This is a genomic window from Nonomuraea sp. 3N208, from assembly GCF_052245935.1.
GTDB lineage: Bacteria > Actinomycetota > Actinomycetes > Streptosporangiales > Streptosporangiaceae > Nonomuraea.
In genome coordinates, this window is the sequence record NZ_JBQQBR010000035.1 from 23,888 (window position 1) to 36,351 (window position 12,464).

General features: G+C 71.9%; 8 protein-coding genes and 1 pseudogene. 6 read left to right on the forward strand and 3 right to left on the reverse strand.

Annotation, left to right across the window (positions count from 1 at the left end; all coding sequences use genetic code 11):
• Nucleotides 1-305: 305 nt before the first annotated feature.
• The 6 genes and pseudogenes from ACTWPT_RS41445 (at nt 306) to ACTWPT_RS41470 (ending at nt 8,723) form a co-directional block, all read left to right on the forward strand.
• Entirely contained in the window at nt 306-1,310 is a 1,005-nt protein-coding gene (locus tag ACTWPT_RS41445; protein WP_443183014.1) for a LacI family DNA-binding transcriptional regulator, read from the forward strand.
• Nucleotides 1,307-2,719, forward strand: a complete 1,413-nt coding sequence (locus ACTWPT_RS41450) for a rhamnulokinase (protein WP_443183015.1) — start codon at nt 1,307-1,309, stop codon at nt 2,717-2,719. The genes ACTWPT_RS41445 and ACTWPT_RS41450 overlap by 4 nt, the downstream gene beginning before the upstream one ends.
• A gap of 70 nt (nt 2,720-2,789) precedes the next feature.
• Nucleotides 2,790-5,996, forward strand: a complete 3,207-nt coding sequence (fdh, locus tag ACTWPT_RS41455) for a formate dehydrogenase (RefSeq protein WP_443183016.1) — start codon at nt 2,790-2,792, stop codon at nt 5,994-5,996.
• A 3-nt stretch (nt 5,997-5,999) separates the two neighbouring features.
• Nucleotides 6,000-6,826 (forward strand): annotated as a pseudogene (locus tag ACTWPT_RS41460) (4Fe-4S dicluster domain-containing protein); the annotation flags it as partial.
• Nucleotides 6,827-7,050: 224 nt separating this feature from the next.
• Entirely contained in the window at nt 7,051-8,052 is a 1,002-nt protein-coding gene (gene nrfD / locus ACTWPT_RS41465; RefSeq protein WP_443183017.1) for an NrfD/PsrC family molybdoenzyme membrane anchor subunit, read from the forward strand.
• A gap of 134 nt (nt 8,053-8,186) precedes the next feature.
• Nucleotides 8,187-8,723: an NUDIX hydrolase family protein gene (locus tag ACTWPT_RS41470; protein WP_305921726.1), complete on the forward strand. Its 537-nt coding sequence runs from the start codon at nt 8,187-8,189 to the stop codon at nt 8,721-8,723.
• Nucleotides 8,724-8,756: 33 nt separating this feature from the next.
• Here ACTWPT_RS41470 and ACTWPT_RS41475 read toward each other — a convergent pair whose 3' ends face one another.
• The 3 genes from ACTWPT_RS41475 to ACTWPT_RS41485 form a co-directional block, all read right to left on the reverse strand.
• A complete protein-coding gene (locus tag ACTWPT_RS41475; protein WP_443183018.1) occupies nt 8,757-10,391 on the reverse strand; it encodes an arylsulfatase in 1,635 nt (544 codons plus the stop codon).
• Between the two features lie 97 nt (nt 10,392-10,488).
• Nucleotides 10,489-11,379 carry a sulfotransferase family protein gene (locus ACTWPT_RS41480; RefSeq protein WP_443183019.1) on the reverse strand — a complete coding sequence of 297 codons (891 nt, stop codon included), beginning with the start codon at nt 11,377-11,379 and terminating at the stop codon, nt 10,489-10,491.
• Nucleotides 11,380-11,502: 123 nt separating this feature from the next.
• The gene (locus tag ACTWPT_RS41485; RefSeq protein ID WP_443183020.1) at nt 11,503-12,390 is read right to left on the reverse strand and encodes a MurR/RpiR family transcriptional regulator; all 888 of its coding nucleotides are present in this window, start codon (nt 12,388-12,390) and stop codon (nt 11,503-11,505) included.
• Nucleotides 12,391-12,464 lie beyond the last annotated feature (74 nt).

The window sequence follows — 12,464 nt, forward strand, 5'->3', positions numbered from 1 at the left end:
CTGCGTTTACGGGGGATTAAAACGTTCCTCAGGCCCGCCGCACAAGACCTTTACGTCAGGGTGAGAGGGTAATCGCTGGTCAGGGTGGAGGAAATCCACCGTCGCCGCCATCCTCGCAGCCGCTACCGGTGCACATGTGGCAGGCCTGGCGGTGAACCGATTCAATGCTGGAGGGGGGTTTCGTCCGCCGCCACTGGGCCTGCGGCAGGTAGCCCACAGCAGCCCAACCACCTGATGCCCCTGGGCTCCCGGTGGAGCGGTGCCCGTGTGGCGTCCCATGCGTTTGTACGTTTTAATTGGGCTCCATGGCCATGGTCAGCATCAAGGACGTCGCCGCGCACGCCGGCGTCTCTCCAGGCACGGTCTCCAACGTACTGAACCGGCCAGGCAAAGTCGCCCCCGCGACGCGGGAGCGGGTGGAGGCGGCGATCAGCGAGCTGGGCTTCGTCCGGCACGGCTCGGCCTCGACGCTGCGTGCCGGGCACAGCAGGACGATCGGCCTGAGCGTGATCGACATCGGCAACCCGTTCTTCACCGAGGTCGCCGCCGGGGTCGAGGACGTGGTCAGCGAGCTGGGCTATGCCGTCATCCTGGGCAACTCGGCGGGCTCCCTGGACAAGGAGGAGCGCAACCTGCGGGTGCTGGCCGAGCACCGGGTGCGCGGCGTGCTGATCACCCCGTCCGGTGAGGATCCGGCCAGGCTGGACCGGCTGCGCGAGCACGGCATCAGCGTGGTGCTGGTCGACCACCCGGCGCACCGGCCCGACCAGTGCGCGGTCGCCGTGGACGACGTGGCGGGCGGCCGGGCCGCCGTCACCCACCTGCTGTCCAAGGGCGCGCGGAGCGTCGCCTACATCACCGGACCGCTGACGATCAGGCAGTGCGTGGAGCGCCGGGAGGGCGCCAAGGCCGCCATGCGGGGCGCCGGGCTCGACCCAGGCGAGTTGCGGGTGGTGGAGGCCGCGACGATGACGGCCCGCGCGGGCGAGAAGGCGGCCACCGAGCTGATGGCCGGCGGCCCCCTGCCGGAGGCCGTGTTCTGCGCCAACGACCTGCTCGCGCTCGGCATGCTGCGAGCGCTGCTGCGGGCCGGGGTGCGGGTGCCCGAGGACGTGGCGCTGATGGGCTACGACGACATCGACTTCGCCGCCGCCTCGACGGTGTCGCTGAGCTCGATGCGCCAGCCCACCTACCAGCTCGGCCGCATCGCCACCGAGCTACTGCTGGACGAGTGCGACAATCCGGAGACGCACGCCCACCAGCACATCATGTTCCAGCCGGAGCTGGTCGCCAGGGAGTCGACGCAATGAGCCGCCGTTTCGCCGCCGTGGACCTCGGTGCCTCCAGCGGCCGGGTGATGCTGGCCGACATGTCGGACGGCCTGGAGCTGACCGAGGCGCATCGTTTCCCCAATGGCCCGGTACGCGTGGCCGGCCGCCTCTACTGGGACATCCTCGGCCTCTACCGCGAGATCCTGGCCGGCCTGCGTGCCGCGGGCCCGGTGTCGTCGATCGGCGTGGACTCGTGGGCGGTCGACTACGGGCTGCTGGACGAGACGGGCGCGCTGCTCGGCAACCCGATGCACTACCGCGACGATCGCACGCAGGGCGTGGCCGAGCGGGTGGCCGACGAGGTCGGCGCCGAGGCGCTGTACGAGGTGTCCGGGCTGCAGGTGCTGCCGTTCAACACGATCTACCAGCTGCTGGCCGACCGGCTGGACCAGGCGGCCACGATGTTGCTGATCCCCGACCTGCTCGGCTACTGGCTGACCGGCGAGCTGGGCGCGGAGGTGACCAACGCCTCGACGACGGGCCTGCTCGACGTGCGTACCAGGACGTGGGCGACACCCCTGATCGAGCGGCTGGGGCTGCCGTCGGGGATCTTCCCGCCGCTGCGCCAGCCGGGCGAGGCGGTCGGCGGGCTGCGGCGGGACGTGGCCGCGGAGATCGGCTGGTCGGCGCCGGTCAGGGCGGTGGGCTCGCACGACACGGCCTCGGCCGTGGCCGCGGTGCCCGCCACCGGCCAGGCGTTCGCGTACGTCTCCTGCGGCACGTGGTCGCTGGCCGGGGTGGAGCTCCCGGGCCCGGTGCTGACGCCGGAGAGCCGCGCCGCGAACTTCACCAACGAGGCCGGCATCGACGGCACCGTCCGCTACCTGCGCAACGTCATGGGGCTGTGGCTGCTGCAGGAGTGCCTGCGCGCCTGGCCGGGCTCCGACCTCGGCGAGCTGCTGAAGGCGGCGGCGGGCGAGCGGCCGTTCGCGGCCGTGGTCAACCCGGACGAGCCGGTGTTCCTGCCGCCGGGCGACATGCCGGCCAGGATCGCGGCCGAGTGCCGCCGCACCGGGCAGCGCCCGCCGGCCACTCCGGCGGCGTACGTGCGGTGCGTGCTGGAGAGCCTGGCGCTCGGGCACCGGCGGGCCGTGCGGCAGGCCATGGAGCTGTCGGGGCGCGACGTGGAGGTCGTGCACTTGGTGGGCGGCGGGTCCCGCAACGAGCTGCTGTGCCGGCTGACCGCGGACGCCTGCGGGCTGCCGGTGGTGGCCGGGCCCGCGGAGGCGACCACGTTCGGCAACGTGCTCGTGCAGGCCCGCGCGGCGGGGCTGGTCTCCGACCTGGCGGAGATGCGGTCGCTGGTGGCCGCGGCCGAGCCGCTGCGCCGCTACGAGCCCTCCGGCGACGCCGGCGCATGGGACGAGGCCGCCTCCCGCGTCTTCTGACCCCCTTTGACCTCGGTTTTCGCTCTGTCCGGTCCGGGCAAGAGTCGGACCAGGGACATCGGGGGGTGTCATGGATTTCGCGTGGCCGCTGCTGCGGCAGCTGACCGGCAGGGACCGCTATGGGCGGGGACAGGCGGTGAAGTCCGCCCGTACGGAGCGGCTGCGGGCGCGGACCACCGACGCCGAGCGGGTGGTCAAGTCGGTGTGCCCGTACTGCGCGGTGGGCTGTGCCCAGAACGTGTACGTACGGGAGGGGAAGGTCGTCCAGATCGAGGGCGACCCGGACTCGCCGGTCAGCAGGGGGCGGCTGTGCCCGAAGGGGGCTGCCACCCTCCAGCTCACCACCGCGCCGGGCCGGCAGCGCAAGGCGCTCTACCGGCCGCAGGGCGCGGCGGACTGGCAGGAGATCGACCTGGCCACGGCCATGGACATGGTGGCCGACCGGATCATCACCACCCGCCGTGAGACCTGGGAGCAGGAGCGGGACGGCCGGCGCACCGCCCGCACCATGGGCATCGCGAGCCTGGGCGGCGCCACGCTGGACAATGAGGAGAACTACCTCATCAAGAAGCTGCTGACGGCGCTCGGCGTGGTGCAGATCGAGAACCAGGCCCGGGTGTGCCACAGCTCGACCGTGGTGGGCCTCGGCACGTCGTTCGGGCGGGGCGGCGCCACCACGTTCATGCAGGACCTGCAGCACTCCGACTGCGTGGTCATCCAGGGCTCCAACTTCGCCGAGGCCCACCCGGTGGGCTTCCAGTGGGTGATGGAGGCCAAGGCACGCGGCGCGGTGATCATCCACGTTGATCCGCGGTTCACCCGCACCAGCGCGCTGGCCGACCTGCACGTACCCATCCGGGCCGGCTCCGACGTGGCCTTCCTCGGCGGGATCATCAACCACGTGCTGGAGAACGAGCTCTTCTTCCGCGAGTACGTGGTCGACTACACCAACGCGGCCACCATCCTGCGCGAGGACTACCGCGACGCCGAGGACCTCGACGGCCTGTTCTCCGGCTTCGACCCCGGCAACCACACCTACGACCACGGCACCTGGCAGTACGAGGGCATGGAAGTGATCCCCGCGGCCGGTGCCAGGGACCAGGACTTCGAGCGGCGGGCGGGCCGCGCGGAGACGCACGGCGGCCTCGGCGCGCCGATGGACGGCACTCCGCAACGCGACGAGACGTTGCGGCACCCGCGCTGCGTGCTGCAAGTCCTGCGCCGCCACTTCGCCCGCTACACGCTGGAGATGGTGGAGCAGACGTGCGGGGTGCCGCGCCGGCTGTTCGAGGAGGTGTGCCGACACCTGACGGAGAACTCCGGGCCGGACAAGACGGCGGAGTTCGTGTACGCGGTGGGCTGGACGCAGCACAGCGACGGCTCGCAGTTCATCCGCACGGCGAGCATCCTGCAGCTGCTGCTGGGCAACATCGGCCGGCCCGGTGGCGGCATCCAGGCCCTGCGCGGGCACGCCAGCATCCAGGGCTCCAGCGACATCCCGACGTTGTTCAACCTGCTGCCGGGCTACATCCCGATGCCGTACGCGCACGAGCACGAGGGGCTGCGCGACTTCCTGCGGGCCGACGCCCCGCCCAAGGGGTTCTGGGCCAACATGCCCTCCTATCTGGTGAGCCTGCTCAAGGCGTGGTGGGGCGAGGCGGCGCGGCCTGACAACGACTTCGCCTTCGGCCACCTGCCCAGGCTGACGGGGTCGCACAGCACGTACGACACGGTCCTGGCGCAGCTCGACGGCGCCTGCAAGGGCTACATCCTGCTCGGCGAGAACCCGGCCGTCGGCTCGGCCAACGCCAGGATGCAGCGCCTCGGCATGGCGAACCTGGACTGGCTGGTGGTGCGCGACCTCAACCTGATCGAGAGTGCCACCTGGTGGAAGGACGGCCCGGAGATCGAGACCGGCGAGCTGCGTACCGAGGACATCCGTACTGAGGTGTTCTTCCTGCCCGCCGCCGCGCACACCGAGAAGAGCGGCAGCTTCACCAACACCAACCGGCTGCTGCAGTGGCACCACCAGGCCGTGGAGCCGGAAGGCGACGCCCGCAGCGACCTGTGGTTCATGTACCACCTGGGGCGGATCATCCGGGAGAAGCTGGCCGACTCGCGCGACTCGATGGACCAGCCCGTGCTGGACCTCACCTGGGACTACCCGGTCGCGGGCGCGACGGCCGAGCCGGACGCGGAGGCGGTGCAGGCCGAGATCAACGGCTGGGACGCGCGGGGGCGGCCGCTGTCCGGCTACAGCGAGCTGCGGGACGACGGCTCCACCGCGTGCGGCTGCTGGATCTACTGCGGTGTGCGCGCCGACGGCGTCAACCAGGCCGCGCGCCGCAAACCGGCCGCCCAGCAGGACTGGATCGCCGCCGAATGGGCGTGGGCGTGGCCCGCCAACCGGCGCATCCTCTACAACCGGGCCTCGGCCAAGCCGGACGGCAGCCCGTGGAGCGAACGCAAGAAGCTCGTCTGGTGGGACGGCGGCCGGTGGACCGGTTATGACGTGCCCGACTTCGAGGTGGACAAGAGCCCGGACTACCGGCCGCCGCCGGACGCGCGGGGCGTGGCGGCGCTGTCGGGCATCGACCCGTTCATCATGCAGGCCGACGGCAAGGGCTGGTTGTTCGCGCCCACCGGGGTGGTGGACGGGCCGCTGCCCGCGCATTACGAGCCGCAGGACTCGCCGGTGGCCAACCCGCTGTACGGGCACCAGCGCAACCCGGCCCGCCGGCTCTACCCGCACGAGGACAACCGGTACCACCCGAGCGGGGACGAGCCGGGCGCCTCGGTCTTCCCGTACGTGGTGACGACATACCGGCTGACCGAGCACTTCACCGCGGGCGGCATGAGCCGGCACACGCCGTACCTGGCCGAGCTGCAGCCGGAGATGTTCTGCGAAGTGTCGCCCGAGCTGGCCGCCGAGCGGGGGCTGGTGCACGGCGACTGGGCCACGATCATCACGGCCCGCAACGCCATCGAGGCCAGGGTGCTGGTCACCGACCGGATCGCGCCGCTGCACCTGAACGGGCGGACGCTGCACCAGATCGGGCTGCCGTTCCACTTCGGGCCGAACGGCCTGGCCAGGGGCGACGCGGCCAACGAGTTGTCGTCGATCTCGCTGGACCCCAACTCCCACATCCAGGAGGTCAAGGCGCTGTCGGCGGACATCCGCCCGGGGCGGCGGCCACGGGGCGCGGCGCTGCCCGAGCTCGTCATGGCGTACCGGCAGCGGGCCGGCGTCACCGGCGACACCGGAATGGAGGCCTGAGCCATGGCCTTCGACCTGGATGAGGCGATCGGCGCGGGGCGGGTGGGGTTCTTCACCGACACCAGCGTCTGCATCGGCTGCAAGGCGTGCGAGGTGGCGTGCAAGGAATGGAACGCCGTTCCCGAGGACGGCCTGACCTTCACCGGCATGTCGTACGACAACACCGTGGGCCTGGGCGCCGACACCTGGCGGCACGTGGCGTTCATCGAGCAGCGGAGGCCGCTCGGCCACCAGGAGCCCGGGCTGAACGATCAGGACTTCCGCTGGCTGATGGCCTCCGACGTGTGCAAGCACTGCACGCACGCCGCCTGCCTGGACGTGTGCCCGACGGGGTCGCTGTTCCGCACGGAGCACGGGACGGTGGTGGTGCAGGAGGACGTGTGCAACGGCTGCGGCTACTGCGTGCCGGCCTGCCCGTTCGGGGTGATCGGCAAGCGGGAGCGCGAGCACGGTGGCACGGCGGCCAAATGCACCATGTGCTACGACCGGCTGGGGGCCGGGCAGGAGCCGGCCTGCCGGTCGTAGCCAAGACGTGTCCCACGGACTCCATCCAGTTCGGCGACCTGGAGGAGCTGCGGGAGCGGGCGGAGCGGCGGCTGGAGCAGGTGCGCGGGGCCGGGGTCACGTCGGCGCGGCTGTACGGCCACGACACCGGTGACGGCGTGGGCGGCATGGGGGCGTTCTTCCTGCTGCTCGACGAGCCCGAGGTGTACGGCCTGCCGCCCGACCCGGTGGTGACCACCAGGGACCTGCCGTCGATGTGGCGCCACACCGGCGCCGCGGCCCTCGCCCTGCTGGCGGGAATGGCCGCTGCGGCTGTGCTACGGAGGCCGGCCACGGCGGCTTCGCTGCGCCAGTCGGGCGCGGCGGCCTTGCTGCGACGCTCCGCCACGGCGCCCTCCGCCACTGCCGGCGCGGAGGCGGTGAGCTCAGCCCTCTTGGGCCCGCATCCCGCCGCACCCCGCCAAAGGACCCGAGCCGAAGTGGTGGGGCGCGCTGCCGTGGTGGCGCTGCGGAAATGGGCGGGCTCGGCGGCCCGAGGGCGGAGGAGAGCATGAGTCAGACCGATGTGCGGCTGGACGGCTCGGCCGAGGTGCGGACCGAGCGTGAGGCCACTCCGGGGTCCGCGGGCCCCAGGCCCCTGCGGCCCATGGCGGGGCAGCCGGAAGCCGGCTCCTACTACGGCCGGCCGGTGCTGAACGAGCCGACGTGGAAGGCCCCCGACATCGCCGGCTACCTGTTCCTCGGCGGCCTGGCGGGGGCTTCGTCCACGCTGGCGGCCGCCGCCGAGCTGACCGGCCGGCCACATCTGGCCACGGCGGCCAAGACCGGGGCGCTGTGCGCGCTCGGCGGGTCGCTGTACTCGCTGATCCACGACCTCGGCCGGCCCGAGCGGTTCGTCAACATGCTGCGCGTGTTCAAGGTGACCTCGCCGATGAGCGTCGGCACGTGGCTCCTGGCCGCGTACGGCCCGCCGGCCGGCTGCGCGGCCGCCACCGCCCTGACGGGGCGTCTCCCCCGGCTGGGCCGGGCGGCCACGATCGGAGCCGGGCTTGCCGGGCCCGCGGTGGCCACCTACACCGCCGCGCTGATCTGCGACACCGCCGTACCCGCCTGGCACGGCGGGTACCGCGAGATGCCGTTCCTGTTCGCCGGCTCGGCCGCCGCGGCGGCGGGCGGGCTCGGCATGCTGGCCGCGCCCCCGGCCGAGGCGGGTCCGGCCCGGCGGGCGGCGCTGCTGGGCGCCGCCGCCGGGTGCGCCGCCGCCCTCCGGATGGAGCGGCGGCTCGGGCCACAGGCCGAGCCGCTCAAGCGCAGCAGGCTGCTGCGCGCGGGCGAGGCGCTGACGCTGGCCGGTGCGCTGGCCGGGATCGCGTTCGGCCGGCGCAGCAGGATCGCGGCCGTCGCGGCGGGCGCGGCGCTGCTGGCGGGATCGGCCTGCACCAGGTTCGGGATCTTCCACGCAGGAACGGAGTCGGCGAACGACCCGAAGTACACCGTCCAGCCGCAGCGCAAGCGGCTGGCGCGAGCGAGAGCGGAGCGTGATCTCCAATGAACCGTAAGATCGTCGAGTACCTGCCCTTCCTGGGCTTCGTGATGGTCATCTGCACGGCGTCGTGGCTGGCCGGTCGTGCCCTGCCGGAGCCGGCCCGGGTACGCCGGTAGGCCGGAGGGACGTACGATCAGCTAATGACCGAAAAGACCGAAACGACGCCCAGCTGGCTGTCGCCGGAAGAGCTTGAGTCCGTCCGTGGCCAGCTGCCGATCCTCTACGTCGACGCGGTGCCGGTGCGCGTCGACGACACCGGCGTGGTCACCCGCGTCGGTCTGCTGCTGCGCATCGCGTCGGACGGAACGGTCAGCCGGGCGCTCGTCTCGGGGCGGGTGCTGTACTACGAGCGAGTCCGCGACGCGCTCCTGCGTCACCTGGAGAAGGACCTCGGTCCGGTGGCGCTCCCGCACATCCCGGCGTCTCCGCAGCCGTTCACGGTCGCCGAGTATTTCCCGACGCCGGGCGTCACCCAGTACCACGATCCGCGTCAGCACGCCGTGTCCCTGGCCTACATCGTGCCCGTCGCGGGCGACTGCCGGCCCCGGCAGGACGCGCTGGACCTCGTGTGGTTCACGCCCGAGGAGGCGGCGTCGCCGATGGTGCAGCAGGAGATGCCCGGCGGGCAGGGGGTGCTGCTGAAGCAGGCCCTCGCGCACGTCGGTTGTCTCCCCTGAGGCCGTAGGGCCGGAAACGTCGGGCGCGAGGGCTCAGGGGGCGACGATGTCGGCGGGGCGTGCGTTCCCGCGGTGCACCTTGCGGAAGACCTGCGACCGGCCGCCTGACTCGAAGTCGGCGAGGGCGACGACGCGGCCCCGGCTCCTGGCGGGCAGCGGGAAGCCGACCGCGATCGCCATCCCCGGGTCCACCCGCGCCACCGTGTGCGCGCGGGCCCGGCGCATCCCGTCGAGCCCCAGCTTGACCTCGTTCCACGGCACGGTGGACCCGTTGTACAGGGTCACGACGACCTCGTTGCCGATGATCTCCGTCTTGAGCCCGTACGGGACCCGCGGGTCGGGCCCGATCGACTCGTCCAGCGCGATCATCAGCTCGTCGGTCAGGTCGGGCCGGGCCGCGGCGAGGTCGAGCCGCTCCCCCGGATCGGCCGTCAGGTCGTACAGCTCGATCCGGCCCTCCGGCCCCGCACCGCCGATGTTCGGGGCAAACCGGACGGCCTTCCACCGGCCGCGGCGGATGGCCTGGGCCTTGCGCGGCCGGTTCCACACCAGGTGCTGGTGTTTGGGCGCGCCCGAGCCGGTGAGCAGGCCGCGGAAGGAGAGCCCGTCGAGGTTCGCCGGGACCGGCACCTCGGCCAGGTCCGCCAGCGTCGGCAGCAGGTCCCAGGACGCCACCGGCTGCTTGACCACGCGCGGCCGCAGCCGCGGCGACCAGGCGATCAACGGCACGCGGATGCCGCCCTCGTACACTTCGCGCTTGTCGCCGCGGAACGGTCCGTTGGAGTTGAACAGCTCGGGCGTCACGCCCTTCTCCCGGTGCGGGCCGTTGTCACTGGTGAACAGCACGAGCGTGCGCTCGGCCACGCCTGCCTCGCGTAACGCACGCAGCAGCGCGGCGACCTCGGTGTCGAGCCTGGCCACCTGCGCGGCGTGGCGGCGGTTGGGACCGCTCCACGGCCTGTCCTCGTACGGCCCGGCGTCGCCGGGGATCACGCTCGGCGAGTGCGGCAGGTTGGTGGCGAAGTAGAGCAGGAACGGGTCCTCGCCGCCCTGCCGGATGAACTCGACCGCCCGCTCGCGGAACAGGTGCGGCGCGTACGACCTGCCGTCCAGCTGCACCTTGGCCCCGTTGTCCCACAGGTACTTGGGGAAGTACTGGTGGGCGTGGCGGTGGCCGATGTAGCCGAAGAACTCGTCGAAGCCGCGCATGTTCGGGTGCGAGACCTGGCCGGGCAGTTCGGGCCCGAAGCCCCACTTGCCGATGCAGGCCGTCCGGTAGCCGGACAGCTGCAGCAGCTCGGCGAAGGTGAGGTCGGCGTCGGTGAGCGCGCGATCCGGACCGCCCTCGGGGTTCTCGCGCACGGTGCCGTGCCCGGCGTGCAGCCCGGTGAGCAGGGCGCAGCGGGAGGGGGCGCAGAGCGGCGCCCCCGAGTACGCGGTCTCGAACCGCACGCCCTCGGCCGCCATCCGGTCCAGGTTCGGCGTGCTGATCAGGCGCTGGCCCTGCACTCCTATCTCGCCCCAGCCCAGGTCGTCGGCCAGGATGACGACGATGTTGGGACGCGACGGCAGGCCGTCCGGGTCGGCGGCGGCCGAGGCGGCGGAAGGCACGGCGAGACTGGCGAAGGTTCCGGCGATTAAAGCGCGGCGCGAGGGCCCGTTGATCACGACGGGCACCATATCGGAGCCCAAGGCGAATGGAGGGCAAATAGCGGACGAAACTCTGTCGCAGACCTGAAACCGTTACCGTGCGAACTGGTTCTGGTCAGGGCAGGTACTCCCACTTCCGGGAGATCTCGTGCAGTGCCTCGGGCACCTCGTCGGGAGTCGGGAGCGGCCGGCCCGCGACGACGCTGCCGGTGCGGATCTTGTCCCGCCAGTCGCCGATGCCCTTGACGAACGCGCCGTGGTTCTTGTCGCCGTAGGTGAGCATGCCGGGCTCCCATTCGACGCCGAGGAACAGGCAGAGCCGGCGCAGCTCGGCCGCCGGGTCGGCGACCAGGTCCTCGTACCGCATGGTCAGCCCGTCCAGGTGGGTGCGGGCCTCCTCCAGGTACGTCATGTAGCTCATCGTGCGCGGCACGGCCTCCTCCATGGGCCGCTTCTCGGGATCGGCCTCGTGCCAGGACTGCACGATGGACGCCGGGTGGCGCAGCAGGAAGATGAACCGCGCGTCCGGCCAGCAGGTCGCGATGCGCCGCCAGACGAACACGTTGCTCGGCGTCTTCTCCACCAGGATCGGCTTGCCGCTGCGGGTGAGCTCCCGGTGCAGCATGCGGTCCCAGACGATGTGCTCGATGTCGCTGTGGGTGTGGCCGAGCGCCTCCATGGCCTGCCGTACGGGGTCGGTGCCGAGGCCTACGGTGATCCGCCGGAAGTGCGTCTCGATCGGTGAGTGCACCTGCGAATGGCTGTTGAGCATGACCCGCAGCAGCGTGGAGCCCGACCGCACGGACGACAGCAGGAAGACCGGCTCGCGCAGCAGCCGGTCGTGCGCCGGGTCGACGGGCGGCCGCACTGTGTCGCCGGCGAGCCGCTGCAGCTCCAGCGGGGGCGGCGGCGGTGGTGGCTTGGGCGGCTCCTTGCGCAGCCGCCGCGTCAAGGTGTATCCCGTCAGGCCCTCAAGCGTCGCGTTGGCCCGGTACTTCCAGCTCATGGCCCTACAAGGTAGAGAGGGCCAGTGAACCCCAGGTGAATCCGGCCTGTGAACATGTTGCGAGGAACCGTGCACCCTGGACTCCGCCCCCAACGACGACCGCGAGACGATCCAGCGCGGCGCCTAGGCCCGCTTGACCACGCGGCCGTGCACGACCGCGTACGTGGCGCGCAGCGCTTCCATCGACTCGTCGTAGGAGGCCTGCGCGACCCCGGTGAAAAGGCAGTCGACCACCATGAGCTGGGCGATGCGGCTGCCCAGCGCGCCGGAGCGGAACTTGGTCTCCCGCGCGGCCGTCGTGAGCGTCACGTCGGCCGCGCGGGCCAGCGGCGAGTCGCGGAAGTTCGTGATCGCGACCGTCGCGGCCCCCGTGTTGCGGGCGATCGAGAGGAACTCGACCGTGTCCACGGTGGCGCCGGAGTGCGAGACCGCCACCGCCACGCAGGTGCCGTCGAGCGTGGCGGCCGAGGTCCAGGCCGAGTGCGGGTCGTGCCAGTTGATCGCGGTACGCCCGATGCGGGACAACTTCTGCTGCAGGTCGAGCCCGACGAGCGCGCTCGCGCCCACGCCGAACGTGTCGATCCTGCGGGCGGCCCCCAGCAGCGCCACCGCCTCGGCCAGGGCCTTCATGTCCAGCGATCGGGCGGTGTCGGCGATGGACAGCGTCTCGTTCATCGCCACCTTGGAGACGATGCCCTCCAGGCTGTCGTGGCGGTCGATGTCGCCGGACGCCTCCGGCAGGCTCGACGTGGCGAGCTCCTCCCTGGCCACCGCCCTGGTCAGGTCGATCCTGAAGTCCTTGTAGCGGGCGTACCCCATACGCCGGTAGAAGCGCACCACCGACGTCGTGGAGGTGGCGCAGTGGGCGGCCAGGTCGGCGATGGACAGGTTCGCCGCCGCGGTGGGCTCGGCGACGAACGCCTCCGCGATGCGCCGCTCGGACGGCCGCAGGGCGGGCATGGCCGCGCGGATGCGGATCAGCAAGGTCCCGTCGTCCTCGGCCATCGTCATCCATCCTGGGAAGGAAAAGAAAATACCCTGGTGGTAAGGTCTGCGTAATTTTATGACCTACTGCCCGAGGAGGC

Coding starts and splice junctions, on each gene's coding strand:
- ACTWPT_RS41445 (WP_443183014.1), top strand. CDS start 306: ATGGCCATGGTCAGCATCAAGGACGTCGCCGCGCACGCCGGCGTCTCT.
- ACTWPT_RS41485 (WP_443183020.1), bottom strand. CDS start 12,390: ATGACGATGGCCGAGGACGACGGGACCTTGCTGATCCGCATCCGCGCG.
- fdh (WP_443183016.1), top strand. CDS start 2,790: ATGGATTTCGCGTGGCCGCTGCTGCGGCAGCTGACCGGCAGGGACCGC.
- ACTWPT_RS41470 (WP_305921726.1), top strand. CDS start 8,187: ATGACCGAAAAGACCGAAACGACGCCCAGCTGGCTGTCGCCGGAAGAG.
- nrfD (WP_443183017.1), top strand. CDS start 7,051: ATGAGTCAGACCGATGTGCGGCTGGACGGCTCGGCCGAGGTGCGGACC.
- ACTWPT_RS41480 (WP_443183019.1), bottom strand. CDS start 11,379: ATGAGCTGGAAGTACCGGGCCAACGCGACGCTTGAGGGCCTGACGGGA.
- ACTWPT_RS41450 (WP_443183015.1), top strand. CDS start 1,307: ATGAGCCGCCGTTTCGCCGCCGTGGACCTCGGTGCCTCCAGCGGCCGG.